Below are 26,003 nucleotides of genomic sequence, written 5' to 3'. Positions count from 1 at the left end.
CCGGGGAAACCATGACCGCCGTCACACCCGCCGGGCCGTGCCCTCGGCGCGCCCAAGCCCTACCATCGAAGACGCGGGGCTTGTTCAGAAGTGGCGCGACGTGGCGCTGACCATCACCTTCATCGCACATCCACCGTACCGCGGGGAGGGCACATGGCTTTCCTGATTCCGTTGATCATCGCGTTCGTGTCGATGACCACCGCTGTGGTGGTGGCGTCCTACGCCACCGTTTCGCTGACTTATTGGTTTGAATCACGCCGGATCCGTCCGGAACGGCCCGATCCGGAACTCGCGCTGACCGTCCGGTCAGGGTAGTTCCAGGCCCGCCTGGGTCGCGATCACCGCCGCCTGCACCCGGGACCGCACCCCCAGCTTCGTCAGCACCCGCGAGACATGCGTCTTCACTGTCGCCTCGCCGATGTGCAGGCGGGTGCCGATCTGATAGTTCGACAATCCGGCCCCGAGCCCCGCAAGCACCTGACTCTCCCGCTCGGTCAACGCCGACAGGTCGATGGGCGGGGGTTCCGGCACCCGTGGGAGCGCGGCGATCACCGCGCGGGTCACCTTCGGGTCGAGGACGGCGTCGCCCTCGGCGACGGCGAGCACCGCGCGCACCAACTCGTCGCCGCCGACGGACTTGAGCAGGAACCCGCTCGCGCCCGCCGCCAGCGCGCCGAGGACGTACTCGTCGATGGCGAAGGTGGTGAGCACCAGGACCTTCGCGCTCGTCTCGGCGACCACCGCGGCGGTGGCCTCCAGTCCGTCGACGCGCGGCATGCGCACGTCCATGAGCACGACGTCGGGGCCGAGCGCGCGAGCTTGGCGCAGCGCGGCGACGCCGTCGCCCGCCTCGCCGACCACCCGGATCCGCCCGGAGGTCTCGAGCAGCATGGTGATGCCGGCTCTGATCGTGGCGTGATCGTCGGCCACCACGACGGTGACCGTCACCGGTCCACCAGCGGCAGTCGCGCGCGCACCGACCAGTGACCGTCCTCAGCGCCCGCGGTGAGCGTGCCCGCCAGCGATTCGGCCCGGAAGACCATGTTGCGCACTCCGTTTCCCTCTCCGCGGGCCCGCCCCGGCAGCAGGGGATTCGTCGCGGTCAGCAACAGCGAGCCCGCCTCACGGCGCACATCGATCCGCAGCGGCGCGCCCGGTGCGTGTTTGGTGGCGTTCGCGATCGCCTCACCGAGGATGCGGGTGAGCACGGCCTCGACGGCGGTGGGCAGATCGAGGTCGGGCGGGCGGCGCACGGTCACCGAACCGCCCGCTGCCTCGGCGGCGTCGATCAGGCCGTCCAGCGAGGCGAGCCGCGCGGTGACAGCGCGATCGTCGGGCGCGGTGAGCAGGGCGATGGTCGCGCGCATCTCGTCGAGCGCGGCCAGACTGCCCGCTCGGATCGATCGCAGGACGTCGGTGTCGCCTGGCTTCTTCTGCGCCACCTCGGCCAGGATCGCGACCGCGGACAAGTGACCGGCCACGGTGTCGTGCAGGTCGCGCGCCACCCGACGGCGTTCCTCACCGACGGCGGCCGAGCGTTCGGCATCGAGCGCGGCCAGTTCGGCGCGCGCGGCGTGTCGTTCCGCGTCGGCCATCCGCCGGGAGGCCCGCACCGCCCGCGCGTAGCCGAGGGGTGACCAGGTGAGGGCGATGCCGATCAGCCCGGCCAACATGGCCGCCCTGACGCCGAGAACGACCAGCGCCACCATCGCCCCGCCCGCGGTGACCAGCACCGCGAACCAGCCGACGACCGCGGCGAGCCGGTCCGATCCGCCGACGACCGCGAGGAAGATCACGTCGGTGAGCGCGATCCACAGCGGCAGCGAGGGCCCGAAGGCGAAATCCCCGGCGAGTAGCGCGACCATCAGGCCGAAGGCGAGAGCGGGCCTGCGTTGGGCGGTGAGCTGGATCGCGAACGCCGCGCACAGCAGCCCGAATTTCACCGGCCCCGAGTACAGGTCGTGGTCCTGCACCATCGCCCAGCCACCGGCCGCCCACAACAGCAGCCCGACCAGGAACACCGCGACGGCGGCCGCGGTGGAGCTGTCGGCGACCTCCGCGAGCCGATCCAGGACGGTGCGGCGGGTCGGTGGCATTCCTCATTTCAGCACACCGCCACCGGTGGCCGGGTCCCCCGAACGACGGACCGCGTGCCCGTCCACAGCGGGACGACGGCGCAGCGGTCGGTCCGGCACAGTGCCGGTATGGCGGAACTGAACAATCCCGTGCTGCTCACGATCGCGGCCTGCGAGATCGGCTTCTGGGTGCTGGTCGTGGCCGGCCTGTTGCTGCGCTACGTCGCGCGCCTGCGCCGCGCGGGCCTGGTGACGCTGGCGCTGGTCCCGGTGCTGGATGTGGTCCTGGTGGTCGCGGTGGCCCTCGATCTGCACCGCGGCGGCGAGGTGGGGTTCGCGCACCGGCTGGCAGGCATCTACCTCGGCTGCACCGTCATGTTCGGCCACCGCATGATCCGGTGGCTCGACGAGCGGTTCGCGCATCGGTTCGCCGGTGGCCCCGCGCCGGTTCGGGTGCCGAAATCCGGCCAGGAGCGCACCCGTAAGGAGTGGGCCGACTTCGCCCGCTGGCTCGGCGCCGCCGCCATCGCCGCCCTGCTCACCTCGGTGCTCGGCGCCACCGTGGCCGATGCCCAGCAGCGTGCACAGCTCTCGGAGGTGTTCGCGACATTGGGCGTGATCACGGTGATCTGGCTGCTCACCGGTCCGGTGTGGGTCACCGGATCGCGACGCGGCTGATCGGTGCGCTCAGCTCGCGTGTTCGGCCAGCCCGCGCACCACATCCACCATCTCGCCCGGCGTGAACTCCACGACCCGCCGCACCCGCGAGTTCGCCACCGGCGCCAGATCGACCACGATCGGGGCGCCGGGTCCACGCTGGGTGATCGCGGTGATCCGGTCCTGCAGGAACCCGCCGTCGGAGACCGCCACCCGGATCACATCGCCCACGGTGAGCGCCTCGGCGCGGACCGGGCCGCCGAAGGGCGCGGCGGGGTCGAAGGTGCCGCAGCGGGTGGGCCCGGTGGTGGCGCCGAGACCGCGTTCGGCGATGGTCCACCACACCGGTTGCTGCGGCTCGCCCATCCCGACGCGCGCGTGCCAGGCCAGTACCCGATCGCGTTCGGCTTCCGCGGCGGCGCGGGACTCGTGCAGCGAGACCTGCCTGCGGACCGGGGCCTGCCGGGGACGGGTCGTGCCTGCCGCGCCGTCGATCACCAGAATCCACCTGGCGCCGACCGCGTCGTCGCGGCGGGCGGCGACCCGCTTGGCCAGCGCCAGACCCGGCGTGGCGCCCAGCTGGTCGGCGGCTTCCTCGATGCTGTTCACCAGGCCGAGCGAGCGCAGCAGTTCGGCGGCCGACAGCTCCGAGGTGCCCAGTTCCTGGGCCAGCGCCGTCATCGGTGTACGTCTGCGCCAGCCGATCCGGGCGCAGTGCTCGTGCCGGGTGAACCACAGCCCGCTGCGTGAGCGCCGGTGCTGGTCGACCACCACCGCCCACCAGTCCCATTCCGGTTCGGCCACCAGGCGGCCCCGGATCCAGCGTTCGCGTTCGGCCGCGGGCACCCGTTCCTCGGGCGGCACGAAATTGCGGAGCGCGGCGCGGACCGCGGATTCGGTGCGGCCCACCGTCCGCGCGGTGCGCGCCAGCTCGGCTCCGGCGCGCAGGTCGTCGGCGAGGACCCGGTATTCCGATTCCCGCCAGGTGGTTCCATGCCTGCTCGGTGGCTGCAGCTCGCCACGGTCGTCACTCATCCCCGTGCCCCCGTTCTCGCACCGCCCGGCCACCTTCGCGCCGGGCTCGTTGTGACCTCTTCCACGATACCGAGGGGGTATGACAGAAAACGCTTGTCTGCCAGTGCCTTTCCAGCAAATCGGTCGACCGGCGTCCCGCTGCCACCGGGGAGCCGGAAATACCGGCGGGACGCGGCGGGTTGGCCTCGTGCAGGGGGTTCCGTGCACGGTCGAGGAGGCTCATGAGCAGGGTCACGCTGTCGGTTCTGGATCTGGCGCCGGTGCAGGCGGGCACCACCACCGGCGCCGCGTTGCACGCCACGACCCAGCTGGCCCAGCGCGCCGAAGAGCTGGGCTTTCGCCGGTTCTGGGTGGCCGAACACCACAATATGCCCGGGATCGCGAGCGCGGCGCCCGCCGTGCTGCTCGCGCACCTGGCGGCGGCGACCGCACGGATCCGGGTCGGGTCCGGCGGGGTGATGCTGCCCAATCACGCGCCGCTGGTCGTCGCCGAGCAGTTCGGCACCCTGGAGTCCCTGCATCCAGGCCGGATCGACCTCGGCATCGGCCGGGCACCCGGCACCGACCCGGTGACCGCGCGCGCCCTGCGCCGCCTCGCCGACGGTCTCGGCGCCGACGCGTTCCCCCGCGAACTCACCGACCTCATCGGCTATTTCCGCGGCACCGACCCCGACGGCATCGTCGCCAGCCCTGGCCGCGACGCCGAACCGGAGATCTGGCTACTCGGCTCCAGCGGTTTCAGTGCCCAGGTCGCCGCGGTACTCGGGCTGCCGTTCGCCTTCGCCCACCACATCGCCCCGGACAACACCGCCGCCGCCCTCGCGCTCTACCGCGACAATTTCCGGCCGACGCCGAGCAGGCCGGAGCCGTACACGATGGTCGCCGCCTCGGCGATCTGCGCCGACACCGACGCCGCCGCCGACCGCCTCGCCGCGCCCCGCGATCTCGCCTTCGCCCAGTTGCGCGCGGGCAGGCCGCAGGCACTGGCCACGCCGGAGCAGGCCGCCGCCTTCCCCGGCAGCGACGCCGAGCGCCGCTTCGCCGACCAGCGCAAGGCCGGTCAACTGCAGGGCTCGCCCGAGACGGTGCGCGCGCAGGCCGCGCGGTTGCTGGCCGAGACCGCGCCCGACGAACTGATGCTCAACACCCTCGTCTACGACATCGACGCCAGAATCCGATCCATCGAACTCACCCGCAAGGCGCTCGAGGGCTGAGGCGAGATTCCGGCTGGTTACGATGGGCACGGGGAGCCCACCGCCTGGTGGGACGCAGGAAGTGTGTGATGGCCAAGGTGTTCGACCGCATCGATGACAAACTCCGCGCGTTCATCGGCGACCAGCCGATGTTCTTCGTCGGCACCGCGCCCTCCTCCGGCGGCCATGTCAATGTGTCCCCCAAGGGATATCGCGACACCTTCGCGGTCGTCGACGACCACACCATCGCCTACCTCGACCTGTTCGGCAGCGGTTCGGAGACCATCGCGCACCTGCGCGACAACGGCCGGATCACCGTGATGTTCTGCTCGTTCGGCCGCGTCGCGCGGATTCTGCGGTTGTTCGGTGCCGGTCGGGTGGTCCGGCCCGACGATGCCGAATTCGCCACGCTGGCAGGACATTTCGGTACCGGCCACACCGGAGTTCGCGCGATTGTGACGATCTCGGTCGATCGGATCGCCGATTCGTGCGGCTGGTCGGTCCCCCAGCTGGATCTGGTGGCGGAGCGGAGTGTCCTCGACGAGGCCCATACCCGGCGCACCGATGCCGACTTCGCCCGTCGCATCGCCGGCGACAACGCGGTGAGCATCGACGGTCTGCCCGCGCTGGAACCCGATCATCCCCTGCCGTCCCAGGTTTCGCGCGAACCGGCGCCGGGGCCGCGCACCCGCTAGAGTGCGGCGGTGCACACCGGATCCGCCAGCGCGCTGCTCGATCGACTCCTGGCCACTGCGCCCGCGCCCGCCTGGTGGCTGGTGCTGGTCACCGCCGCGGCGGCGCTGATCCTGGTCGGCTACCGGCCACTGTGGCGGCTCACCCGCGCGGCGGTGACGGTGGTGCACGAGGGTGGGCACGCGCTGGTCGCCCTGCTCACCGGCCGCAGACTGCACGCGATCACCCTGCACACCGACACCTCGGGGCTCACTGTGTCCAGCGGCAAGCCGACCGGACTCGGCATGATCCTCACCGCCGCGGCGGGCTACCCGGCGCCCGCGGCACTCGGGCTCGGCTACGCCGCCCTGCTCGGTACCGGCCGGGTCACGCTGATGCTGTGGGCGACCCTGCTGATGCTGGCCGCGGTGCTCATCAAGGTCCGCAATGTGTACGGCCTGCTCACCGTGGCCGTGCTCGGCGCGCTGGTGTTCGGAGTCTCCTGGTTCGGCACCGACCTGCTGCAGGCCGGTTTCGCCTATCTCGCCGCGTGGTTCCTGCTTGCCGCGGCGGTGCGCCCGGTCGTCGAATTGCAGCGCGGCCGCCGCAGGCAGCCGGGCCGCACCGATTCCGATGCCGATCAGCTGGCCCGGCTCACCCATCTGCCCGCGCTGCTGTGGGTGCTGTTCTTCACCGTGCTGTGCCTGGCCGCGCTGGTGGTCGGCGGTGCGCTGCTGCTGGCGCCGGTCGAGCAGCTGCACCCGCTGCTTCAGCGGTGATCGGCGCGCCAGGCGTCGACCGACTCGGTCACCAGCGTGGTCGGCGACGCCAGCGCGTCGAGGGTGACCCCCGGTTCGTCCGGTTCCAGTGGTTCCAGGGTGTCCAGCTGGGAGTCCAGTAGTGCGGTCGGCATGAAATGCCCGAGCCTGCCCGTCATCCGGCGCAGCAGTTCCTCCCGTCCCGCGGCCAGGTGGACGAAGTAGGTGGTCGGCGCACCGGCGCGGAGCCGGTCACGGTAGGGGCGGCGCAGCGCCGAACAGGACGCCACCCCACCGGAGCGCTGGTGGGCACCGAGCCAGTCGGCGACGATATCGAGCCAGGGCAGGCGGTCGGCGTCGGTGAGCGGGATCCCCGCCGCCATCTTCTCGATGTTCTCGACGGGATGGAAATCGTCGCCCTCGGCGTAGGGCAGGCCGAGCCGTTCGGCGAGCAACGCCCCGACGGTCGTCTTGCCGCACCCGGACACCCCCATCACGACGATGACAGGTTGAGCCACCGCACCCTCCTCCGCGTCGGAACCAGCAGGCCACCCCACCGTACGGGCCGGGTGGTCCACGATCGTGGAGTTCAGGGAATCGGGCGGTCGGTGGGCAGGTTGACGAAACTCGGTGCGGCCGGATCGAGCCGCAGATGCTGCGGGGCGAGTTCGGTCGCGTTCAGCATCGGCCGGAAGGGCAGTGCCTTGGGCGCGTTGCCCGCGTAGACGTCGATGCGCAGCCGGTGTCCCGGCGCGAGGACCGCCTGGGTGGGAATGATCGCCACGTCGAGCGCGGTCGGGGCACCCGGTACCACCGGCAGCAGCCGGTCGACGGTGAGCGGGTTGAACGGCGCGGTGAGGTCACCGTTGACCGAGCGGGCGCTGCGGCGTTCGTCGATCGCGCGCATCGAGCTGGTCAGCTGGCCGGTGGTGAGCACGGTGGACGTGCCGTCGGGGGCGACGTCGTTGACGGTGACGTGCCAGAAGCCGTCAGCGGCGTCGTGGACGGTGTTGAGCCGCACATTGATCGGCCCGGAGATCACCGTCTGCTCGGTCAGCGGCGCACTGGTGAAGGTGAGCGCGTTGCGTTCGGCGATCCGGGAATCCTTGGCACAGATGTCGAGCGCCGCGGTCATGCCGGCCGAGCCCTGCGCCGCGTCGCGCGAGCACATCGTGCTGAGCCCTGGGGCCACGGTGAGATCCTCGACGGTACCGGGCCCGGTGGCGCGTAGCGAGCCGTCGTGGCGGCTGTCCTCGGTGCTGCCGCTCGGCGCGGCCGACAGGTACACCCGCCGGTGCGTGACCCCTGGCATCGGGAATTCCGGCAGCGTCACCCAGCTGCCGCCCTGCTGTTTCACCGTCACCGGGCCGAAATCGTCGATCCCGCTCTCGATGTCCTTGAGCCACTTGTCGAACCAGGCCCGCTGCAGCACGTCCAGCCGCGGCGGCGCTCCGGGAACACCGGTGCCCGCACCGGGATTGGCGTGATAGGTGTCGCCGACGACGAGCTGCTTGCGCCCGGCGGGCAGCGGAATCTGCTCGTACAGTTTGGTCGCGCTGTTGGCGAAGATGTCGTGCCAGCCGCCGTAGACGAAGGTCGGCACAGTCACCTGTTCCGGGTGACCCATGATCGCCTCACGGAAGGCCGAGGTCTCGTCGAGCGCGCCGTCGAGCGCGGGCGGCAGGTCCGACAGCGACGGCGTGAGCAGCGACTGGGCGAGCAGATCGAAGTTGGTTGTCGGGTCGGCGAGACGATCGTGGAACCAGGTCCAGTCGAAACTGCCGTCGGCCATCGACGCCACATCCGGCACGAGTTTGAGCTGGTTCACCGAGTTCAGCCACAGCGGCAGGAAGGTGGTTCCGACACCACCGCCGGGTGCGACCACATCGCGCATGAGGTCGCTGCCCGGCTCGACGGGGAAGATCGCCTGCAACGGGGCCGGCGCGTTCTCGGCGGCGCGCAATTGATTGATGCCGGAATAGGAGCCGCCGCTCATGCCGATGCGCCCGTTGGACCACGGCTGACGTGCCGCCCACTCGATCACCTCACGGGTGTCGAGCTGTTCCCGGGCGCCGAGAGTATCCCATTTGCCCTGGGACAGGCCGGTTCCGCGGACGTCGACGACGGCGACGGTGTAGCCGGCCCTGATGAGTTTTCGATCCACCCCGAGCATCGTCTGGATCATGCCGCCGTCGAGTGCCTGCATCAGATCGCCGAAACCGCTGATCGGGGTGGCCGACAGGTTCAGCCTGCGGACGATGTCGACGGCGGTCTCCTGCAGGCCGGGGATCGCGGCCGCCGATTCGATCAGCCCGGTCATCAGTTTCGAATAGGGCGTGAGACTGACGATCGTCGGCAGTGGCCGCTGCTCGATCACCCCCGCGGCATCGGCGGGCCGGTAGACATCGGCCTTCAAGACCACGCCGTCGCTCATGGTGATCTCGACCCCGCGTTCCATCCGCACCTCGGGATAGGCACCTGGCCCGTCGTGCAACGCCGTCCAGCGCGCTGCCGGAGCGTCGGCGGGTTCTCCCGCCGCCGGGCCACCGCCGCAGCAGAGCACGACGACCAGCGCGAGCATCGTCACCGCTATCCGGACGAACCCACGTTCGGAACCTCTACCCACCATGTATGTCGCTCCCCGACCGGTTCGTGTGCACTCGTTGCCCTGGCCACCGCAGAATCGGCGCGGAAACCGTAACAGCGCCGCCGAGTCGGCCGGGGCAGCTCCGGCCCGCTCGGCCTGTCGCAGTGACAACACGTTGTTCCAGTTCAGCGGCCCGCAAACGCGCACAACGTGTCGGTAGCCGGTGGTTGACTGTGCGTATGCCGGAGCGGTTCCGGCCTGCTTTCCCATCCATCGCCGAGGAGGACGTTCGACATGCCGACACGTGACGAAGCCTGGCCGCAGGGCACACCCTGCTGGATCGACTGCCAGGTCGACGACACCGCCGCCGCTCGCGATTTCTACACCGCCCTGTTCGGCTGGGACGTCCAGGACGGGCCGACCGACGCGGGCGGTTACCTGATGGCGATGCTCGACGGCAAACCCGCCGCGGGCATCGGCCCGAAGCCCGACAACATGAAGATGATGCCGTCCACCTGGACCACCTACTTCGCTGCCGACCGCGCCGACGAGGTCGCCGAGAAGGTGAGCCGGGCCGGTGGACAGGTGTTCATGCCACCGTTCGACGTGCTCGACGTCGGCCGCATGTTCGTCGGCGCCGACCCGACCGGCGGGGTGTTCGGGGTCTGGGAGGCCAAGGCGCACACCGGCGCCGGGATCTTCAACCAGCCCGGCGCCTACTGCTGGAACGAATTGCACACCGGCGGTTACGACCAGGCGCACGACTTCTATCACTCGGTCTTCGGCTGGACCTACACCGAGATCGGTGACGGCGAGAACTTCACCTACTCCACCTTCAAGCTGCCCGGTGGTGGCGACGAGGTCGGCGGCATGATGGACGCCTCGGCGCTGAACACGCCCACCTACTGGCTCAGCTGGATCCAGGTCGACGACACCGACGGCACCCTGGCCAAGGCCACCGAGCTGGGCGCCTCGGTGATCATGGGCCCCGACGACAGCCCGTTCGGCCGGATGGGCATCCTGCAGGCGCCCCAGGGTGAGGTGTTCGGGGTCATCGATCCGGCCAAGGCCGTGGGTGAGGTGCCGACGGGTTCCTGAAACCGGGCCCGCGGGCGCGCTGCCGTACCCGGCTCCGGTGATGTCGCGGGGCAGCGGCATGGTCTCGTCGAACAGCGAGACCGGCCGCTACGGCTGCGCGCCCGCGACCGGCTGTGTACGCCGCCGGTGACTGTCGTCGACGCGAAGGAGTTACTCGCTCAGCGCGGACTCCGTCGGCACCAGCACCCGCTTGAGGATCTTGCCGGTCTCCCCGCGGGGCAGGGCGTTGAGGAACGTCACGTCGCGGGGAACCGAGAAGCGGCTGAGCCGGTTGCGGATGTAGGTGCGAACCATGTCCGAATCCAGGCCTGCCCCTTCGCGTTTCACCACGAACGCGGCCAGGCGCTGCCCGAACTCACGGTCCGGCACCCCGACCACGGCCACCTCGGAGACCTGCGGCAGGTGTGCCAGCGCCTCCTCGACCGGGCGCGGGAAGACGTTCTCGCCGCCGGAGATGATCATCTCGTCGTCGCGACCGGCCACGAACAACCTGCCCGCGGCATCGAGATAGCCGAGGTCGCCGGTGTCGAGCATGCCGTCGGCCTCCTCCGGCGGCGCCGCGTTCACATAGCCGTCGAAGAGCATGTGATTGGCCACGAAGATGTGTCCGGTGACCCCGACCGGCACCGGCCGCAGGTCGGGACCGAGTACCGCCACCCTGGTGCCGAGCGGCGGCCTGCCCGCGGTCGTCGGTGAGACCCGCAGGTCGGCGGGTGTGGCGACGCTGGCCCATGACACCTCGGTGGAGCCGTACACGTTGTAGAGCACGTCGCCGAAGGTGTCGAGGAAGCGCAGCACGGTCGCGCCGGCCAGCGGCGCACCGCAGCTCACCACGTGCCGCAGGCTGGACAGGTCGATCTCGGCGCGCGCCTCGGCGGGGAGATCGAGCAGCCGTTCCACCATGGTCGGCACCACGATCAAGGTGGTGATCCGGTGCCGGGCGATAGCACGCAGGCAGTCGAGCGCGTCGAAGCCGTCGCTGAGCACGACGGTCGCGCGCAGTGCGGTGCTCAGCTGCAGCCCGGCCAGGCCCCAGGTGTGGAACAGCGGCGCCGGGATGAGCATGACCTCTTCGACGCGCAGCGGAATCCGCGACAGCAGGGCGGCGATGGTGCCGAAACCCTTGGCGTGCGGTCGACGGGCGCCTTTGGGCGATCCGCTGGTGCCCGAGGTGAGCACGATCAGCCGTCCGGGGTGCGCCGGAATCGGGAACTCGCCCGGCGCCAGCTCGATCAGATCCGCGACCGTGGTGCGGTCGGGGTGCGGCGGCCGGTCGTCGGTGGTGATGCGGGGAATCGCGCTGTGCAGGTAGCGGATCAGCTGCTCGAGCTCGCCGTCGACATAGACGGCGGTGAGCCGGTGCCGCTGCACGATCTCCTCGATCCGCCGCCCCGACAGCCCGGCGTTGAGCAATGCCACGTCGACGCCGAGTTTGCCCGCGGCGACCATGGTTTCGACCATCCCGGCGTGATTGCGGGCGAGCAGGCCGATGGCGTCACCCGCGCGCAGGCCGAGCGCGTGCATCGCCGCGGCCAGCGCGGTGGATCTGGCGTCGACCTCGGCGAAGGTGCGGGTGCTCGCGGCATCGATCAGCGCGAGCCGCTCCGGCGCGTGCGCCGCGCCCGCGGCGTAGCCACCGGCCAGATTGAATCCCCATTTCGTGACCGAGCGCAGCTGTTTCACGATCGAGAGCGGTTCGGCGCGCACCAGCCCGGTCGCCGCGATACTGCGCGCGACCCCGGCGTTGCGGCGCAGCATCGAACGCTCGGCATTGACCACCACCGAGGATCTGGTGCCCCCGATCAGGTCGGCGGTGCGGCGCAGCCCGGCTCTGACCCAGTCGGTGACCGCGGCATTGCCGCGCCCGGCCAGCGCCGGATGCATCTTCCCCGCGGCGAAGAGGGTGATGTCGAGGCGGGTGCGGCGCTCGTCGCCGCGCAGACGCACCGCGACGAAACTGCCGAGTGCCGAGCAGCGCAGTTCGAAACTCTCGTACCAGCGGCCGATCTCGAGCACGAGGTCGTGTTCGACGATCCCGGCCGCCGCCGAGCCTGCACGCACCTGCCAGATCACCGACCCGTCGGGTCCCTCGACGTGGTCACACCCGCCGATCCCGGTGAACATCCGCGGATAACTCTGCGGATCCAGCAGTACATCCCACAGTGCTTGCCGCGCGATGGTGAAATCCGCGGTGACATCGATGACGTCGGTGACCAAACTCCGTGCTCTTCCCCGTCGGCCTGTTCGACCAGCTCGGTCGGCGGGCAAATCTGGGCGCAGCGGCCGATGCCGCGACGCGGGTCGTCACGCTACCTGTCCGTGCCGCTCCAGGATCAAGAATCAGACAAAACCGGTGGTTTGGGACGTGTTCCACCGGACTTTGTCTCGCGCGCCATACCGCGCGACGTCGCCGATGTGAAACTGTCCAACTGCTTGCACCCGGCGCGGGGATGCCGAAGTATTGCCAGCAGTACCAACCCGATCTGCAGGAGTCGCCGCGGCACGCGGCACGTCGAGCGAAGAGGTGTGGACATATGACAGCGAGCTGGCCAGGTTCGATGAATTCCTTCGATGACATCTTCCAGCGCTTCTTCGGCCCGGGCATGTCGGCGAAACCGCCGGTACAGCGCATCGACCTGGGCCGACTCATGACCGACAACGCCAAACTGCTCATCGGCACCGCGCGCGAGGCCGCCCAGGAATGGGGAAATCCGGAGATCACCCCCGAACATCTGCTCTACGCGGCCACCGAGGCGGAGCCGGGCCGCAGCATCGTCGCCGAGCTCAGCCTCGATCCCGACCAGGTTGCCGAGCAGATGCAGGACTACCTCGACACCGGCGCGCCCAGTGCGGACGATCTGGCCGACATCACACTCAGCCCCGGCACGAAGACGGCCCTGCGCGCCGCCCAGCGCCAAGCCGCCCAGTCCGGCAGCAGCTACATCGGGCCAGAGCACATTCTGCTCGGCATCGCCTCGCTGTCCGACAGCATTGCCGCCCAGGCGCTGATGGCGGGCATCGCGGCGTCCCAGACCGGCGCCACCACCGGCCCTGCCACGCCGGGTGGCCCCGCCAAGCGCAAGCAGAAGTCCGATACCCCGACGCTGGACGAATACGGCCGCGATCTGACCGCCGAGGCGCGCGAGGGTCTGGTCGATCCGGTGGTGGGCCGGGCCGAGGAGATCGAGCAGACCGTCGAGATCCTGTCCAGGCGACGCAAGAACAATCCGGTGCTGATCGGCGATCCCGGCGTCGGCAAGACCGCCATCGTGGAGGGACTGGCCCAGCGCATCGTCAACAACGATGTGCCGTCCACGCTGGCCGACCGCCGGGTGATCGCCCTCGATGTCGGCACGCTGGTGGCGGGCAGCAAGTACCGCGGCGAGTTCGAGGAGCGGCTGACCAAGATCCTCGACGAGGTGCGCGCGCACTCCGACGAACTGATCGTGTTCATCGACGAACTGCACACGATCGTCGGCGCGGGCAGCGGCGGCGAGGGCTCGATGGACGCGGGCAATCTACTCAAGCCGGCGCTGGCCCGTGGCGAACTGCACGTGGTCGGCGCCACCACCATCGACGAGTACCGCAAGCACATCGAGAAGGACGCCGCGCTCGAGCGGCGATTCCAGCCGGTGCTGGTGGCCGAGCCCTCGGTCGCGGACACCATCGAGATCCTGCGTGGGCTGGCCGACGTGTACGAGGAGCATCACCAGGTGCGCTATGCCGACGAGGCGCTGGTCGCCGCGGCCCAGCTGTCGGATCGCTACATCACCGACCGGTTCATGCCGGACAAGGCGATCGATCTGATCGATCAGGCGGGCGCGCGGGTGCGGCTGCGCTCCGGCACGCCCGACCCCGAACTCAAGGCCAAGGACGAGGAGATCGCCCGGCTGTACCGGGAGAAGGACGCCGCGGTCGACAACGAGGACTACGAGAAGGCCACCGCGCTGAAGGCCGAGATCGCGGCCAAGGAGGAGGAGCTGGCGGAATCCGGTGAGCTGGCGGGCGAACCCGAGGTCGACGTGGTCGCCATCGCCGAGGTGATCTCCCGGCAGACCGGCATTCCCGTCGCCGACCTCACCGCCGAGGAGAAGCAGCGGCTGCTCCAGCTCGAAGACGTGCTGCACAAGCGGGTGATCGGGCAGGACGAGGCGATCGTCGCGGTCGCCGAGGCGGTGCGCCGCGCGCGAGCCGGGCTCAAGGACCCGAACCGGCCGATCGGTTCGTTCCTGTTCCTCGGCCCGACCGGTGTCGGCAAGACCGAACTGGCCAAGGCGCTGGCCGAAGCGGTCTTCGGGGACGAGGACCGGTTGATCCGCTTCGATATGAGCGAGTTCCAGGAGAAGCACACCGTCTCCCGCCTCGTCGGCGCGCCGCCCGGATATGTCGGCTACGACGATGCCGCCCAGCTCACCGACAAGGTGCGCAGGCAGCCGTATTCGGTGATCCTGTTCGACGAGGTCGAGAAGGCGCACCCGGATGTGTTCAATGTGCTGCTGCAGTTGCTCGACGACGGCCGGGTCACCGATTCCAAGGGCCGCACGGTCGATTTCAAGAACACCATCGTCATCATGACCTCCAATATCGGGTCCGATCTGATCCTGGCGGCGCCCGACGGCGATGTCGACGCGATCGTGCCCGAATTGGAGGAGCGGCTGCGTGGCCATTTCCGGCCGGAGTTCCTCAACCGTATCGACGAGCAGATCGTGTTCCACCGGCTCGACAAGACCCAGCTCGAACGGATCGTGAACCTGATCCTGGACAAGACCCGGCGGATGCTGGCCGCTCAGGACATCGAGCTCGACATCACCGACACGGCGGTGGACTGGCTCGGCGAACGGGGCTTCCAGCCGGAATTCGGTGCCAGGCCGCTGCGCCGGACGGTGCAGCGCGAACTCGACAACCGGATCTCCCGGCTGCTCCTCGACGGCGGTCTGGAACCGGGTGCGACGGTGCGGGTGGATACCGCGGGCGACGACCTGGTCGTCACCGCGGCCGCGCCGGTCAAGGCCGAGACCAACGGCGCGGCGCCGAAACAGGCCAAGAAGCCGGCCAAGAAGAAGAGCGAGGACAAGAAGACCGCGGCCAGGAAATAGTGGCGGTAGCGGTGGCCCGGTCCGGCTGGACCGGGCCACCGCTGTGATCGGGTCAGCCGCCGGTGACCACGCAGGACTCGCCGAACCGGTAGCCCCGGCCGACGTGCAGGTCGAAGCCGCGTCCGACGCCGCCCTGCAGGGCCGCGATGGTGTGCGGTCCAGTGCTCGTCGGCACCCAGTCGATGGTGGCGATGCCGTCGGTCGGGGCGACAACGGCCAGCAGCGCGCCGTTGTCGTAGAACGCGACCGGTTCGATGCCGACGCTGAGCCGGGCGACCAGGTGGTGGGTGCACCCCGTGCCGTAATTGGTCGAGCTGCCGACGCTCAGACCGGGGTCGACGGTCAGTTGCGAAACGGCCGCACCCGCGGTGGGCGCGCCGATCGTCATGGCCAGCAACGCCGTTCCGGTGGCCGCGATGGCGAAGGCGAGGGTCCTGTCACTCATATCTCACGTCCTTGTGCTGCGGGGGCCGGCCGAACGCGAGGCCGGCTGATCGATCCCCATCCTCACCCCATCGCGCGGTCGATGGTGGGAGAACACACGAAACGCCGACCCGCTAGGCCCGCGACCAGAGCGCGGGGGTGTTGGGCGGGCGAACAGCGCACGACGCCACAGAGCTCCGCCGGTGATTGCGGCGACGGCACCGGAATCACCGATCACGGCATCGGCAGCGGCGGGGTCTTCGGGAAGGTCACCGGCAGGGCGGCCAGGGAGCGGTGGAACGGGCCGGGACGCCAGACGAGGTCATCGGCGGGGACCGCGAGGGTGAGCTCGGGCAGGGCGTCGAGGAGCTGGTCGATGGCGTCCTGCACGATCAGGTAGGCCACCGGTTTGGCTGGGCAGCCGTGCGGCCCCGCGCTCCAGGCCAGGTGGGCCCGATTGTCGACCACGTCGCGGCCCGCGATGGCCGGATCGTTGTTGCAGGCCGACATGCTGATCACGACCGGTTCGTGCGCGGGCAGCCAGGTGTTCTCGACCAGTGTCGGCTGGCGCGGGTAGGTCATGCAGAAGTTGGCCAGCGGCGGATCGGTGAACAGCACCTCGTCGAGCGCGTCGCGGGTGGACAGGCTGCCGCCGAGCACATTGCCCGCGAACCGGTCGTCGGTGAGCATCAACCGCAGCGTATTCACCACCAGGTTGAGCATCGGTTCGATCCCGGCGCCGTAGAGCACGAGCAGCTGATGCACCAGCTCCTCGTCGGTGAGGGCGGCCGAGTGCTGCAACAGGCGGGTGGCGACATCCTCGCCCGGCTCACGCTGCCGGAGGCCGACCAGATCGGTCAGCGCCGAGGAGAGCAGCTCATTGCCTGCCTCGGCGTCGTCGCCCTCGAAGATCTGCGCCATCCCGGTGGCGACCTGCTGCCCGATCTGCGGCGTGCAGCCGAGCATGGCGTTGAGCGCCTGGAACACCAGTGGGAACGCGTACTCGCTCAGCAGATCCGCGCTGCCGCGCGCGCAGAAGCTGTTGATCAGCGGGATGGCGAACTGCTCGACCGTGGTGTGCATGGCGTACAGGTCGACCCCGGCCAGCGCGGCGACGTTGGCCTGCCGGTACCTGGCGTGCTCGGCACCGGTGGTGCGCAGCGCGGCCGGGCGGAACTGCAGCATCGGCAGTACCGGGCAGTCCGGCGGGATATCGCGCTGCCACATTCGCGGATCGGCCGGGAAGTGTTCGGGATCGTTGAGGATCCGTACCGCCGTGTGATATCCGATCACCAGGGTGGCCCGGATCCCGGGCGCCAATTCCACCGGTACCAGGGGACCGAAACGCTCCCGCATCCGCCGGTAGGCCGCCTGCGGATCGGCGGCGAATTCCGGCGCGTACATCGGAACCCGCTCGGCGACGAGGGGGTCGAGCGTCACGACACCGTCGCTTCGTGCCGCTGGAACAGGTACTCGGCCAGGGTGATCAGCGCGCGCAGGCCGTGGTCGCGGCGCCGGGCGTCGACGGCGATCACCGGTGTCTCCGGCGCCAGGTCCAGTGCCTCGCGCACCTCCTCGAGCGGGTAGCGGCGGAATCCCTCGAACTCGTTGACCGCCACCGCGTACGGCACACCACGCCGTTCCAGGGCCGCGAGCACGTCGTCGGCCTTCTCGATGCGGCGGGTGTCCACCAGTACCAACGCACCGAGCGCGCCGCGGGCCAGTTCCTCCCACAGCGGGGCGAACCGTTCCTGGCCCGGCGTGCCGAAAAGGTACAGCGCCAGTTGCGGATTCAGGGTGAGCCTGCCGAAGTCCAGCGCGACGGTGGTCTGCACCTTGCTGCCGAGACCGGCCAGATCGTCGACGCCGATGCTGGCCTCGGTGATGGTCTCCTCGGTACGCAGCGGCCTGATCTCGGACACTCCGCACACGAAGGTCGTCTTGCCGACCCCGAAGTTCCCCGCGACCAGGATCTTGACCGATCTGGTCACGGTCTCGGGGACGTAATCGATCTCAGCCCGCGATGGCACGGAGACCATGCAGCACCTCCTTGATCAACGCGAGTTCCGGCTTCACCTCGGCCGGGGTGGGGCAGTGCAGGTGTCCGCTGTCGAGCAGGTCGGACACGATGATCTTCACGACCGAGGCAGGCAGGTCCAGATATGCCGACAGCTCGGCGATCGACAGCGCGCCACGCTTGCTGGTGAGCGCGAGTACCCGGCGCTCGTCGGGCCGGTGATCGGGGCGCGCGTCGGCGACCGCGCGCACCAGGGTCACCAGATCCAGTTCATGCGCGGCCCGCACCCGGCCGCCGGTCCGCACATACGACCTGACCAGGTCGGGATCGCGCCTGCCCCGGCTCATTACCGGCCACCGAGGCGCGGCGCGCTGCCGATCTCGTGGCCGACCCGCGAGGCCAGCTCGTTCATCCGGTGAGCCACCAGGGCGACATCGACATCGGTCGTCGTCGCCACCCCGAGCAGCGCGCCCGCGCCCGCCGCGGTGATCATGATCATGCCCTCGTCGTATTCGGTCATGTTCTGGCGCACCGCGTTCGACGGACCTCCGCAGAACTCGCCGAGTGCCTTCCCGAGCGAGCGCAGCCCCGAGGCACCGGCGGCGAACCGTTCGGCGTCGTCCTTCGCCACGCCACGGGAATGGGCGATGCGCAGTCCGTCATCGGACAGCAGCACCGCGAAGCGGACGCCGGGGATCTGCAGGTCCTCGAGCAGCCACGCCAATCGGTTGGTGCTATCGGCCACCGGTGTGCTCATCGGCTGTTCCTTCCGTGGTTCGCTCGGCCGCGGCGCGGCCGCTGCGGGAGCCGCTGTGCCAGGCAGCGGCCAGGTCGGGCCGGGCATGCCCGGCCTCGGCGGGCGCGCCCGCCTGCTCCGGCGCGACCGGCCTGCGGCGGCGCTTGGGCAATCCCCCACTGGTGATCTCGTGGATCTCCGCTCCCCTGGTTTCGTTGTCGGCGGGCGCCGGAACCGGCACCGGCACGTGGGCAGGCGCGGCGAGATCCGGCTCGGGCAGCCGCGCCGCAGCACCGCTGACCAGCAGCGCCGAGGGCACATAGACCATGGCCCGCATCCCACCGAAGATATTGGGTCCGTCGACGTGCACGGAGAAGCCGTACCGGCGGGCCAGTGCCGCGATTCCGGGGAAGCCGACCTTGGGGGCCGGACCCAGATCGTGGATGTCGACCGCGCGTTCGCCACTGAGCACCTGCCTGGCGTCTTCCAGCTGCTCCGGGCTCATCCGCATACCCGCGTCGTCGATGATCACGGTGATGCCGTGATGTCCCTCCTGGAACCCGACTTCGACGAACGACGAGGGCGGCGAGTAGCGCAGCGCGTTGTCGAGCAGAGTCGCCAGCGTGTGCACGAGCGGTTCGACCGCCCGGCTGATCACCACCCGGTCCGACTGACCGGCCCGCACCCGCAGGTATTCCCGCACCCGGCCGGTGGCACCGCCTGCGACATCGGTGAGCGACTGCTGCGGCCAGCGCCTGCCGGGCAGGCCGCCGGAGACGATCACATAGGACTGCGCCTGGCGGATCATCTGCTGCACGGTGTGGTCGATCCGGGTCAGCGTCTCGTAGATGGCGTCGTCGCGGTGTTCGCGCAGCGCGGTACTGACCACCTGGCCCAGATCGGTGCCGAGGCTGACCACCGAGGTGCCGAACGAGCGCACCGCGGCGCTGGTCGCGGCGCGCGAGGACGCGGCCACCTCGGCTCGCGCGGCCTCCTGCGCGGCCTGCACCTCGGCGAGCCTGCGCTGCTCGCTGTAGCGCTCGACCATCGCCCTCGTCTCCTCGGCGACGACACGCAGATCGTCGGCGTGGCCGACGGCGATACCGGCGAGCACCTCGGCGTATTTCGAGTCCTGCAGTTCCGCGGGCACATCCACGGTGACGGACGGGATATCGTGCCTGCGCACCGCGTCGGTGATCGCGGGCAGGGTGGTGTGCGCCAGCTGGATCAGCGCGTTCTCGCAGGCGATTCGCTCCCGGATGGCCGCGTCGGCGCGGCGCCGTTGCTGGCGCTCGTTGCGCATGGCCAGGATTGTCACGGCCAGCGCCAGCAGCAACAGCGGCGCTCCGATAACAAGTAACAGCACCGCGATTCCCGAGTTCATCAGATCTTTCGTCGTCGTCGACCTCACCGCTGAGCCGGTGGGCCTTCACCGGTCGGCCCGGCGAGGTGTTCGCGCGAGGCGTGCGGCAGGCGCGAATATCCGCTTCACCTGCCTCGCTGCCCGCGACTCGCACACATTAGCAGCACCGGGCAACCCCCGCCGCGGATCATCCTGTCCGGCATCATAATTCCGAACCCGCATAACTGTCTCCTGCCCTGTCCTCACGCGGCGCGCGGGACCGATCGAGACGGAACCACGGGTACCGGATACCATCCGGACGTGGCGAAACTGAAGCTCTCCGTCGATGTCCCCGTCCCGCCGGACCAAGCCTGGGCGCACGCGGCCGACCTGCCGACCCTCGGCGACTGGCTGACCATTCACGAGGCGTGGCGCGGCGAGCTGCCCGCCGACCTCACCCCCGGCACCGTGCTGGTCGGCATCGCCAGGGTGAAGGGGTTCCGCAACAAGGTCACCTGGACGGTGCGCACCGCCGAACCGCCGCGGCGCCTCGCGCTCAGCGGCGCCGGAATCGGCGGTACCAAGTTCGGCCTCGCCATGCAGGTCGAGCCGGCCGGCGACGGGTCACGGGTCGGGGTCGACATCGACCTGGGTGGCGCGCCGCTGTTCGGCCCGATCGGCTCGGCGGTGGCCAAGGCCCTGCGCGGCGATATCGAGCGATCGCTGGAGGCGTTCGTCAAGCTCTACGGCTGACGCGCGAAAGCCCGGACGGACACCGTGTTCCGTCCGAGCTCGCGGTGTGCTGCTCAGACCAGCGCGACGGCCTCGGCATCGACCGGCGCCTTCGGCTTGCTCCGCGGCAGGAAGAACGCCGGAATCAAGGTGAGCGCCGCGACCACGACGGTGACCCAGTAGGTGGAGCTGAACGCGTCGGCGGCCAGCTCCAGCCCCTGTTCGACGATCGAGGGCGGAATCTGGGCGGCCAGTTCCGGATTCACGGTCGCCGCGATCGCCATCTTCGCCTCGTCGTGATCGTTGAGCTGGGCGGCCAGGACCACCGACATGGTCGCGGTGCCGATCGATGCGGCGGTCTGGTTGACGATGTTCATCAGCGTCGAGCCGCGGGCGACCTGGGCGTGCGTGAGGGTCTGGATGGCGGCGGTCATCACCGGCATCATCGTGGCGCCCATCCCGAGACCCATCACCACCAGCGCCGCGCCGATCAGCAGGTAGGACGTGTCGGGACCGAGCTGGGTGAACCCGGCCAGGCCCGCGGTGATCAGCGTGATGCCGACCAGCACGATCTTGCCCGGCCCGATCCTGTCGACCAGGAATCCGGCGATCGGCATGGTGAGCATGGCGCCGATGCCCTGCGGCGCCATGAGCAGACCGGAGTCGAACGCGGTCTCCCCACGCACCTGCTGCAGATAGTTCGGCAGCAGGAAGCCTGCACCGAAGAACGCTGTCGCGAACAGTGACATGGTGAGCACCGAGTAGCGCAGCGACACGTTCTCGAACAGGCGCAGGTCGATCAGCGGATGCTCGGTGCGCAGCGCGTGGAAGACGAACGCCACCAGCAGGATCGCGCCGACGATCGCCGGGATCAGCACCCGCCCGGCCAGCACGGTGCCCTTCTCCGGAATCGAGGAGACACCGAACAGGAACAGCGCCAGACCCGGCGAGGCGAGCAGCATACCGACGAAGTCGAACGATTCCGACGGCTTCGGCTGGTCGGGCGCGAACACGACGAAGGCCAGCACCAGCGCGATCAGGCCGAGTGGCAGATTGATCAGGAAGATCCAGTGCCAGCTGAACGAGTCGATCAGCCAGCCGCCCAGGATCGGGCCACAGATCGGGCCGAGCAGCATCGGCACACCGAGCACCGCCATCACCCGTCCGATCCGTTGCGGACCGGCGGCGTGGGTCATGATCGTCATGCCGAGCGGCATGAGCATGCCGCCGCCGATGCCCTGGATCACCCGGAAAGCCACCAGCGACTCGATGCTCCATGCCATCGAGCACAGCACCGAGCCGATGATGAAGAAGCTCAGTGCCGCCAGATACAGCCGCTTGGTGCCGAACCGGTCGGCGGCCCAGCCGGTCAGCGGGATCACCGAGGCCAGCGCCAGGGTGTAGCCGGTCATGGTCCAGGCGACGACCTCCACCGAGGACTGGAAATCGGTCATGAAGGTGGGGATCGCGACCGTGACCACGGTGATGTCGAGAATCGACATCACCGCGCCGAGGACGACCACACCCGCCACTTTCAGAACGGCGGCATCGAGTTTGTCGGGGGCAGCCTCGGCCGCGCCGATATCCGGAGGTTTCGTCACCGGTTAAGCGTGCCACTTACCCGAACACAAGACCAGTGAAAAATATTGCTCGTGGAGTTGCCGGGTCATACGGGAGCGGCGGTTGCCCGCCCCGCCGCCACGAGCGCCGAGGTGACCGCGTCGGCCGAGGCCCGCAGCAGTGGCAGGCGCACCGCCGCGCTGGGAATGCGGCCCTGCTCGGCCAGCACCGCCTTGATCACCGTCGGGTTCGGCTCGGCGAACAGGGCGGCGGCGAGCGCGTCGAGCCGGTGGCCGAGCGCGCGCCCGCGGGCGGCGTCACCGGCGAGCCAGGCGGCGACCAGGTCGGCGTACTCGGTGGGCGCGACATTCGCCGCCGCCAGGATGCCGCCCTTGGCGCCGAGTGCCAGCAATGCCGAGGCGAAGCGGTCGTCACCGCACAGCACCGAGGTCACCGATCCCGCGCGCGCCAGCAGTTCGGTGCTCGCCGCGTCGACACCGCCGACGGCGTGCTTGAAGCCGACGACATTCGGAATCCCCGCCAGCCGCACCAGCGTGTCACCGCTGAGGGGACGTGCGGTGCGATACGGCACGTCGTAGATGACCAACGGCACCGGGCTCGCCGCGGCCAGCGCGGCAAAGTGCGCGATCACGCCCTCCTCGCTCGGACGCACGTAGTAGGGCACCACCGAGAGGACCGCCGCGGCCGGATGCGCGAGTTCGCCGACAGCGCGGACGGATTCGGCGGTGGCGTAGCCACCCGCGCAGACGATCAGCGGTGCGGAGCGCTCTACACACACGGTGGCGCAGATGCCGAGCACCTCCTCTCGTTCCGCCGGGGTGAGGGCCGAGGGTTCGGCGGTGGTGCCGAGCGCGACCAGCCCGGTGGCGCCCGCGTCGAGCACGGCGTGCGCGTGGCGTTCGAGGGCGGTGCGAGCGAGCGCGCCGTCGGCGGTGAACGGAGTGATCAGGGGGACGAAGAGCCCGTGCGGCGAAGTCATACGCCTATGGTCGGGCCAGGTATAGCATCAGGTCCAGTTCACGTTATTGACGTCGAGCATAAGCTGAACTGATGCTGGATGTCCGTAAGCTGCGTCTGCTCCGCGAGCTGGCCCACCGCGGGACCATCGCCGCGGTGGCCGAAGCATTGAGTTACACCCCCTCCGCCGTCTCACAGCAGCTCACCGCCCTGGAACGCGAGGCAGGAGTGTCGCTGCTGCGACGCACGGGCCGCCGGGTCACCCTGACACCCGCGGCCCAGCTGCTCGTCGGCCATACCGAGACCATCCTGGCCGCCCTGGAACGCGCCGATGCCGAGCTGTCGTGCGCGCGCGGCGAACTCGTCGGAACGCTGCGGATCGGCGCGTTTCCCACCGCGGCCCGCTCGCTGTTGTCCCCCGCGCTCGTCCGGCTCAGCACCGAGCACCCGCGGCTCGAGCTCACCGTCACCGAACTCGATCCAGCCGATGTCGCGAACGCCCTGCGCGCGAACACCCTCGACATCGCCCTCACTCACGACTACGACCTCGTCCCCGCCCCCGCCGACCCGGCCCTGCCGACCGAGCCCCTACACCACGAGACCGTCTACCTGGCCACCCCCGAACCGGTGCCCGCCGACGATCCCTTGCCCACCCAGCACACCGCGGCCTGGATCGCGGGCACCCCTGGCACCCTGTGCCACACCGCCACCCTTCGCGTCTGCGAGGCAGCGGGTTTCGCGCCGCGGATCCGTCACCACGCCGACGCCTTCGACACCGTCCTCGCCCTGGTCGCGGCGGGCGCGGGCACCGCCATCGTCCCCGCCATGGCCCTGCACACCCCGCCCAAGGGTGTCCACCTCACCGCGCTGCCCACCCGCCGCCGCACTCACCTCGCCTTCCGCGACGGCACCGCCGAACACCCCGCCGTCCGAGCGGCCCGCACCGCCCTGCATGCCGCGGCGACGAAACTCGGCTGAATCACACCCACGCGAGATCCAGGACGCGCCGAGGCCGGTTGCGCCGCCGAGCCTTGCGGTGCGCGACGCCCGACTCCGCGTCAGGAGACATCGGGGGCGATCCCGCTCCACGGACGGAGGAAGGCCGCCGCTTCGACACACCCGGCGCGCTGTCAGGCCGGTTGCCCGACCGCGACCCGGAAGCCGGGTCAGGCCGACTTCTCTCGCTGTGGCGCGCGCTGTCTGGTCCTGGTCGCCGAGACCGGGTCGATGTCGGGCATGGCCCACTGCGCCGAGAGTTCCAAGCTCGGCTCGCGGCCGGAGGCCACATGCCGGTAGGCGATCTCGGCGGCGGCCGCGGCGTCACCGGCCGCGATCGCGGTATAGAGGTCCTCGTGTTCGTCGCACTGCGTGCCGGGGTCACGTTCCTTGGTGAGGTGGAACAGCCAGCGTACCCGGGACTCCAAGGGCCGCAGCAACGATTGCAGCAGTGGGTTACCCGAGGCAGTGACGATGCAGGCATGGAAACCGGCGTTCGCGGCGGCGATCGCGGCCTGATCTCCCGCGGCGGTGGCCCGGCGCGCGGCATCGAGCTGCGCCCGCAGCGCCGCCAGGTCGGCGGGGTCGGCACGCTCGGCCGCGAGTCGCGCGGCCAGCACCTCCAGGCTTTCCCGAACGTCGAACAGGTCCCGCACGTCGGTGACGGTGAACGGCGCCACGATCGCGCCCTGACGCGGCACGATGACGACCAACCCTTCCCGCTCCAGTAGCTGCAGCGCCTCGCGCAGCGGGATCCGCGAGATCGCCAGCTCGGTCGCGAGGTCCCGTTCGACCAGCCGCTGGCCTGGACTCAATCGCAGATCCACGATCCGGTCCCGCAGTTCCTCGTAGGCCCGATCCCGCAGCGACTTCTTCGCCGGTTCTACCGACACCACACCGTCCTTCCCTTCCGCCACGCCTACAACGGTAGCCGCGTGCCCCGCATGCGACCGTTTCTTACGTTTCGGTAATCCGCCTGTCATCAACGGGCTCCAGGCTGACATTTAACGGTATACCGCTAACTGAGCGGTTCGTCAGATCAAGGAGTACCCGTGCACAAGTCCACTCGGCGCGCGCTCGCCTTCGGCTCGGCCGCCCTCGCGGCCACCGCCCTGCTGTCCGCCTGCGGTTCCGCCGACTCGACCGCCGCGGACGGCAAGCTGAAGGTCGGCGTGTTCTTCCCCGGTTCGCTCTCCGATACCGGCTTCATGCAGTCCGGCTACCTCGGCTATCAGCGCATCGCCGACGCCCTCGGCGACGAGGTCGAGCTGAGCAAGGTCGAGCAGGTCGCGGCCAGCGACTACCAGCAGGCCCTGGTTCGCTTCGCCTCCACCAACGATCTGGTGATCTCACTCGGTGGGCAGACCGACGCCGACGTGCGCAAGGTCGCCCCGCAGTTCCCCGACGTGAAGTTCGTCGAGATCGGCGGCCCCGCCGACGCCGAGCCGATGGCCAATCTCGCCTACTACGACCCGCAGCAGGCCGAGGCGGAGTTCCTCTCCGGCGCCGTGTCGGCGGCGGGCTCGAAGACCGGCGCGGTCGCGTTCGTCGGCGGGGTCGAGCTGCCCGCGATCGTCAACGCGGCCCTCGCCTTCGGCAACGGCGCCCGCTTCGCCAAGCCCGATGTCGAGGTGCTCACCCCGCAGTACGTCGGCGATTTCAACGACCCGGCCAAGGCCAAGCAAGCCGCACTGGCCGACTACGGCGCAGGCGCGGGCGCCCTGGGCCAGATCGTGAACCTCGGCAAGGCGGGCATGGAGCAGGCCGCGGCGCAATCCGGCGCGAGCATGGTCGGCGGCCCGATCCCCGGCGACTGCACCAACCCGGTCTATCTCGGCTATGTGCACACCGATATCGGCGCCGAACTCGAATATGCGGTCGAGGCCGTGCTCGACGGCAGCTGGCAGGCCGAGAACGTCCGGTTCGGCCTCACCTCGCCCAACAACGGCACCGATTTCGTGCTGTGCAGCACCGATCCCGCCGTCGCCGACGCACTGGCGAAGGCGAAGTCGGCGCTGGCCACCGGCGCGGTGCAGCCGTACTGACCG

At 69.9% G+C, this 26,003-nt stretch carries 25 protein-coding genes; 10 read left to right on the top strand and 15 right to left on the bottom strand.

Annotation, left to right across the window (positions count from 1 at the left end; all coding sequences use genetic code 11):
- The first annotated feature begins 153 nt into the window (after window positions 1-153).
- Window positions 154-315: a hypothetical protein gene (locus tag ACFOW8_RS24115; RefSeq protein ID WP_378553737.1), complete on the top strand. Its 162-nt coding sequence runs from the start codon at window positions 154-156 to the stop codon at window positions 313-315.
- Here the strand turns inward: ACFOW8_RS24115 and ACFOW8_RS24110 are convergent.
- Both ACFOW8_RS24110 and ACFOW8_RS24105 read right to left on the bottom strand, forming a co-directional pair.
- Entirely contained in the window at window positions 307-948 is a 642-nt protein-coding gene (locus ACFOW8_RS24110; RefSeq protein ID WP_378553736.1) for a response regulator, read from the bottom strand. The two genes, ACFOW8_RS24115 and ACFOW8_RS24110, sit on opposite strands and share 9 nt — an antisense overlap.
- Entirely contained in the window at window positions 945-2,096 is a 1,152-nt protein-coding gene (locus ACFOW8_RS24105; protein ID WP_378553735.1) for a sensor histidine kinase, read from the bottom strand. The genes ACFOW8_RS24110 and ACFOW8_RS24105 overlap by 4 nt, the downstream gene beginning before the upstream one ends.
- Before the next feature lie 108 nt (window positions 2,097-2,204).
- Between ACFOW8_RS24105 and ACFOW8_RS24100 the strand changes: the two genes are divergently transcribed.
- Window positions 2,205-2,753 carry a hypothetical protein gene (locus tag ACFOW8_RS24100; RefSeq protein WP_378553734.1) on the top strand — a complete coding sequence of 183 codons (549 nt, stop codon included), beginning with the start codon at window positions 2,205-2,207 and terminating at the stop codon, window positions 2,751-2,753.
- A gap of 9 nt (window positions 2,754-2,762) precedes the next feature.
- Here ACFOW8_RS24100 and ACFOW8_RS24095 read toward each other — a convergent pair whose 3' ends face one another.
- Window positions 2,763-3,767 carry a hypothetical protein gene (locus ACFOW8_RS24095; RefSeq protein ID WP_378553733.1) on the bottom strand — a complete coding sequence of 335 codons (1,005 nt, stop codon included), beginning with the start codon at window positions 3,765-3,767 and terminating at the stop codon, window positions 2,763-2,765.
- Window positions 3,768-3,988: 221 nt separating this feature from the next.
- On the opposite strand from ACFOW8_RS24095, the gene ACFOW8_RS24090 reads away from it, so the two are divergent.
- The 3 genes from ACFOW8_RS24090 to ACFOW8_RS24080 all read left to right on the top strand — a co-directional run bounded on the left by ACFOW8_RS24090 (window position 3,989) and on the right by ACFOW8_RS24080 (window position 6,411).
- Window positions 3,989-4,981: an LLM class flavin-dependent oxidoreductase gene (locus tag ACFOW8_RS24090; RefSeq protein WP_378553731.1), complete on the top strand. Its 993-nt coding sequence runs from the start codon at window positions 3,989-3,991 to the stop codon at window positions 4,979-4,981.
- A 68-nt stretch (window positions 4,982-5,049) separates the two neighbouring features.
- Window positions 5,050-5,655, top strand: a complete 606-nt coding sequence (locus ACFOW8_RS24085) for a pyridoxamine 5'-phosphate oxidase family protein (protein ID WP_378553730.1) — start codon at window positions 5,050-5,052, stop codon at window positions 5,653-5,655.
- A gap of 9 nt (window positions 5,656-5,664) precedes the next feature.
- Complete coding sequence (locus ACFOW8_RS24080; protein WP_378553729.1) at window positions 5,665-6,411, top strand: M50 family metallopeptidase; 747 nt, start codon at window positions 5,665-5,667, stop codon at window positions 6,409-6,411.
- Here the strand turns inward: ACFOW8_RS24080 and ACFOW8_RS24075 are convergent.
- Window positions 6,402-6,884, bottom strand: coding sequence for a gluconokinase (locus tag ACFOW8_RS24075; protein ID WP_378554657.1), 483 nt, complete (start codon window positions 6,882-6,884; stop codon window positions 6,402-6,404). The two genes, ACFOW8_RS24080 and ACFOW8_RS24075, sit on opposite strands and share 10 nt — an antisense overlap.
- Before the next feature lie 95 nt (window positions 6,885-6,979).
- Window positions 6,980-8,971 (bottom strand): CocE/NonD family hydrolase, encoded by a 1,992-nt coding sequence (locus ACFOW8_RS24070; protein ID WP_378554655.1) that lies wholly within the window; start codon window positions 8,969-8,971, stop codon window positions 6,980-6,982.
- Window positions 8,972-9,271: 300 nt separating this feature from the next.
- On the opposite strand from ACFOW8_RS24070, the gene ACFOW8_RS24065 reads away from it, so the two are divergent.
- The gene (locus tag ACFOW8_RS24065) at window positions 9,272-10,075 is read left to right on the top strand and encodes a VOC family protein (RefSeq protein ID WP_378553728.1); all 804 of its coding nucleotides are present in this window, start codon (window positions 9,272-9,274) and stop codon (window positions 10,073-10,075) included.
- 150 nt (window positions 10,076-10,225) lie between these two features.
- Here the strand turns inward: ACFOW8_RS24065 and ACFOW8_RS24060 are convergent, their stop codons facing one another.
- Window positions 10,226-12,292: an AMP-binding protein gene (locus tag ACFOW8_RS24060; RefSeq protein ID WP_378553727.1), complete on the bottom strand. Its 2,067-nt coding sequence runs from the start codon at window positions 12,290-12,292 to the stop codon at window positions 10,226-10,228.
- 341 nt (window positions 12,293-12,633) lie between these two features.
- Here ACFOW8_RS24060 and ACFOW8_RS24055 point away from each other — a divergent pair, with 341 nt between their 5' ends.
- Window positions 12,634-15,171 (top strand): ATP-dependent Clp protease ATP-binding subunit, encoded by a 2,538-nt coding sequence (locus ACFOW8_RS24055; RefSeq protein ID WP_449289778.1) that lies wholly within the window; start codon window positions 12,634-12,636, stop codon window positions 15,169-15,171.
- A 52-nt stretch (window positions 15,172-15,223) separates the two neighbouring features.
- Here the strand turns inward: ACFOW8_RS24055 and ACFOW8_RS24050 are convergent, their stop codons facing one another.
- The 6 genes from ACFOW8_RS24050 to ACFOW8_RS24025 form a co-directional block, all read right to left on the bottom strand.
- A complete protein-coding gene (locus ACFOW8_RS24050) occupies window positions 15,224-15,616 on the bottom strand; it encodes a hypothetical protein (protein WP_378553725.1) in 393 nt (130 codons plus the stop codon).
- Window positions 15,617-15,828: 212 nt separating this feature from the next.
- A complete protein-coding gene (locus ACFOW8_RS24045; RefSeq protein WP_378554654.1) occupies window positions 15,829-16,998 on the bottom strand; it encodes a cytochrome P450 in 1,170 nt (389 codons plus the stop codon).
- Between the two features lie 32 nt (window positions 16,999-17,030).
- Window positions 17,031-17,633, bottom strand: coding sequence for a GTP-binding protein (locus tag ACFOW8_RS24040; RefSeq protein WP_378553723.1), 603 nt, complete (start codon window positions 17,631-17,633; stop codon window positions 17,031-17,033).
- The gene (locus tag ACFOW8_RS24035) at window positions 17,608-17,958 is read right to left on the bottom strand and encodes a DUF742 domain-containing protein (RefSeq protein WP_378553722.1); all 351 of its coding nucleotides are present in this window, start codon (window positions 17,956-17,958) and stop codon (window positions 17,608-17,610) included. Before ACFOW8_RS24035 ends, ACFOW8_RS24040 begins: the two co-directional genes overlap by 26 nt.
- The gene (locus ACFOW8_RS24030) at window positions 17,958-18,368 is read right to left on the bottom strand and encodes a roadblock/LC7 domain-containing protein (RefSeq protein WP_378553720.1); all 411 of its coding nucleotides are present in this window, start codon (window positions 18,366-18,368) and stop codon (window positions 17,958-17,960) included. The genes ACFOW8_RS24035 and ACFOW8_RS24030 overlap by 1 nt, the downstream gene beginning before the upstream one ends.
- Complete coding sequence (locus tag ACFOW8_RS24025; RefSeq protein WP_378553719.1) at window positions 18,346-19,731, bottom strand: ATP-binding protein; 1,386 nt, start codon at window positions 19,729-19,731, stop codon at window positions 18,346-18,348. The genes ACFOW8_RS24030 and ACFOW8_RS24025 overlap by 23 nt, the downstream gene beginning before the upstream one ends.
- A 279-nt stretch (window positions 19,732-20,010) precedes the next feature.
- Here ACFOW8_RS24025 and ACFOW8_RS24020 point away from each other — a divergent pair, with 279 nt between their 5' ends.
- A complete protein-coding gene (locus tag ACFOW8_RS24020) occupies window positions 20,011-20,442 on the top strand; it encodes a type II toxin-antitoxin system Rv0910 family toxin (protein ID WP_378553718.1) in 432 nt (143 codons plus the stop codon).
- A gap of 53 nt (window positions 20,443-20,495) precedes the next feature.
- Here ACFOW8_RS24020 and ACFOW8_RS24015 read toward each other — a convergent pair whose 3' ends face one another.
- Together ACFOW8_RS24015 and dapA are read right to left on the bottom strand one after the other, a co-directional pair.
- Window positions 20,496-22,022, bottom strand: coding sequence for a DHA2 family efflux MFS transporter permease subunit (locus ACFOW8_RS24015; protein WP_378553717.1), 1,527 nt, complete (start codon window positions 22,020-22,022; stop codon window positions 20,496-20,498).
- A 65-nt stretch (window positions 22,023-22,087) separates the two neighbouring features.
- A complete protein-coding gene (gene dapA, locus ACFOW8_RS24010; RefSeq protein WP_378553716.1) occupies window positions 22,088-22,981 on the bottom strand; it encodes a 4-hydroxy-tetrahydrodipicolinate synthase in 894 nt (297 codons plus the stop codon).
- Between the two features lie 71 nt (window positions 22,982-23,052).
- Between dapA and ACFOW8_RS24005 the strand changes: the two genes are divergently transcribed.
- Complete coding sequence (locus tag ACFOW8_RS24005) at window positions 23,053-23,937, top strand: LysR family transcriptional regulator (RefSeq protein WP_378553715.1); 885 nt, start codon at window positions 23,053-23,055, stop codon at window positions 23,935-23,937.
- Between the two features lie 188 nt (window positions 23,938-24,125).
- Here the strand turns inward: ACFOW8_RS24005 and ACFOW8_RS24000 are convergent, their stop codons facing one another.
- Window positions 24,126-24,872: a GntR family transcriptional regulator gene (locus ACFOW8_RS24000; protein WP_378553714.1), complete on the bottom strand. Its 747-nt coding sequence runs from the start codon at window positions 24,870-24,872 to the stop codon at window positions 24,126-24,128.
- A 135-nt stretch (window positions 24,873-25,007) separates the two neighbouring features.
- Here ACFOW8_RS24000 and ACFOW8_RS23995 point away from each other — a divergent pair, with 135 nt between their 5' ends.
- Window positions 25,008-26,000 carry a BMP family protein gene (locus ACFOW8_RS23995; protein WP_378553713.1) on the top strand — a complete coding sequence of 331 codons (993 nt, stop codon included), beginning with the start codon at window positions 25,008-25,010 and terminating at the stop codon, window positions 25,998-26,000.
- Window positions 26,001-26,003: the final 3 nt, after the last annotated feature.

The sequence above is a fragment of the Nocardia rhizosphaerae genome (assembly GCF_042650365.1).
Classification (GTDB): Bacteria; Actinomycetota; Actinomycetes; order Mycobacteriales; family Mycobacteriaceae; genus Nocardia; species Nocardia rhizosphaerae.
The sequence above is the reverse complement of the archived record's forward strand: the minus strand, read 5'-3'. Positions and strand labels throughout refer to the sequence as shown.

Coding starts and splice junctions, on each gene's coding strand:
- ACFOW8_RS24115 (WP_378553737.1), top strand. CDS start 154: ATGGCTTTCCTGATTCCGTTGATCATCGCGTTCGTGTCGATGACCACC.
- ACFOW8_RS24105 (WP_378553735.1), bottom strand. CDS start 2,096: ATGCCACCGACCCGCCGCACCGTCCTGGATCGGCTCGCGGAGGTCGCC.
- ACFOW8_RS24100 (WP_378553734.1), top strand. CDS start 2,205: ATGGCGGAACTGAACAATCCCGTGCTGCTCACGATCGCGGCCTGCGAG.
- ACFOW8_RS24095 (WP_378553733.1), bottom strand. CDS start 3,767: ATGAGTGACGACCGTGGCGAGCTGCAGCCACCGAGCAGGCATGGAACC.
- ACFOW8_RS24090 (WP_378553731.1), top strand. CDS start 3,989: ATGAGCAGGGTCACGCTGTCGGTTCTGGATCTGGCGCCGGTGCAGGCG.
- ACFOW8_RS24085 (WP_378553730.1), top strand. CDS start 5,050: ATGGCCAAGGTGTTCGACCGCATCGATGACAAACTCCGCGCGTTCATC.
- ACFOW8_RS24075 (WP_378554657.1), bottom strand. CDS start 6,884: ATGGGGGTGTCCGGGTGCGGCAAGACGACCGTCGGGGCGTTGCTCGCC.
- ACFOW8_RS24070 (WP_378554655.1), bottom strand. CDS start 8,971: ATGCTCGCGCTGGTCGTCGTGCTCTGCTGCGGCGGTGGCCCGGCGGCG.
- ACFOW8_RS24065 (WP_378553728.1), top strand. CDS start 9,272: ATGCCGACACGTGACGAAGCCTGGCCGCAGGGCACACCCTGCTGGATC.
- ACFOW8_RS24055 (WP_449289778.1), top strand. CDS start 12,634: ATGAATTCCTTCGATGACATCTTCCAGCGCTTCTTCGGCCCGGGCATG.
- ACFOW8_RS24050 (WP_378553725.1), bottom strand. CDS start 15,616: ATGAGTGACAGGACCCTCGCCTTCGCCATCGCGGCCACCGGAACGGCG.
- ACFOW8_RS24045 (WP_378554654.1), bottom strand. CDS start 16,998: ATGTACGCGCCGGAATTCGCCGCCGATCCGCAGGCGGCCTACCGGCGG.
- ACFOW8_RS24040 (WP_378553723.1), bottom strand. CDS start 17,633: ATGGTCTCCGTGCCATCGCGGGCTGAGATCGATTACGTCCCCGAGACC.
- ACFOW8_RS24035 (WP_378553722.1), bottom strand. CDS start 17,958: ATGAGCCGGGGCAGGCGCGATCCCGACCTGGTCAGGTCGTATGTGCGG.
- ACFOW8_RS24030 (WP_378553720.1), bottom strand. CDS start 18,368: ATGAGCACACCGGTGGCCGATAGCACCAACCGATTGGCGTGGCTGCTC.
- ACFOW8_RS24025 (WP_378553719.1), bottom strand. CDS start 19,731: ATGAACTCGGGAATCGCGGTGCTGTTACTTGTTATCGGAGCGCCGCTG.
- dapA (WP_378553716.1), bottom strand. CDS start 22,981: ATGACTTCGCCGCACGGGCTCTTCGTCCCCCTGATCACTCCGTTCACC.
- ACFOW8_RS24005 (WP_378553715.1), top strand. CDS start 23,053: ATGCTGGATGTCCGTAAGCTGCGTCTGCTCCGCGAGCTGGCCCACCGC.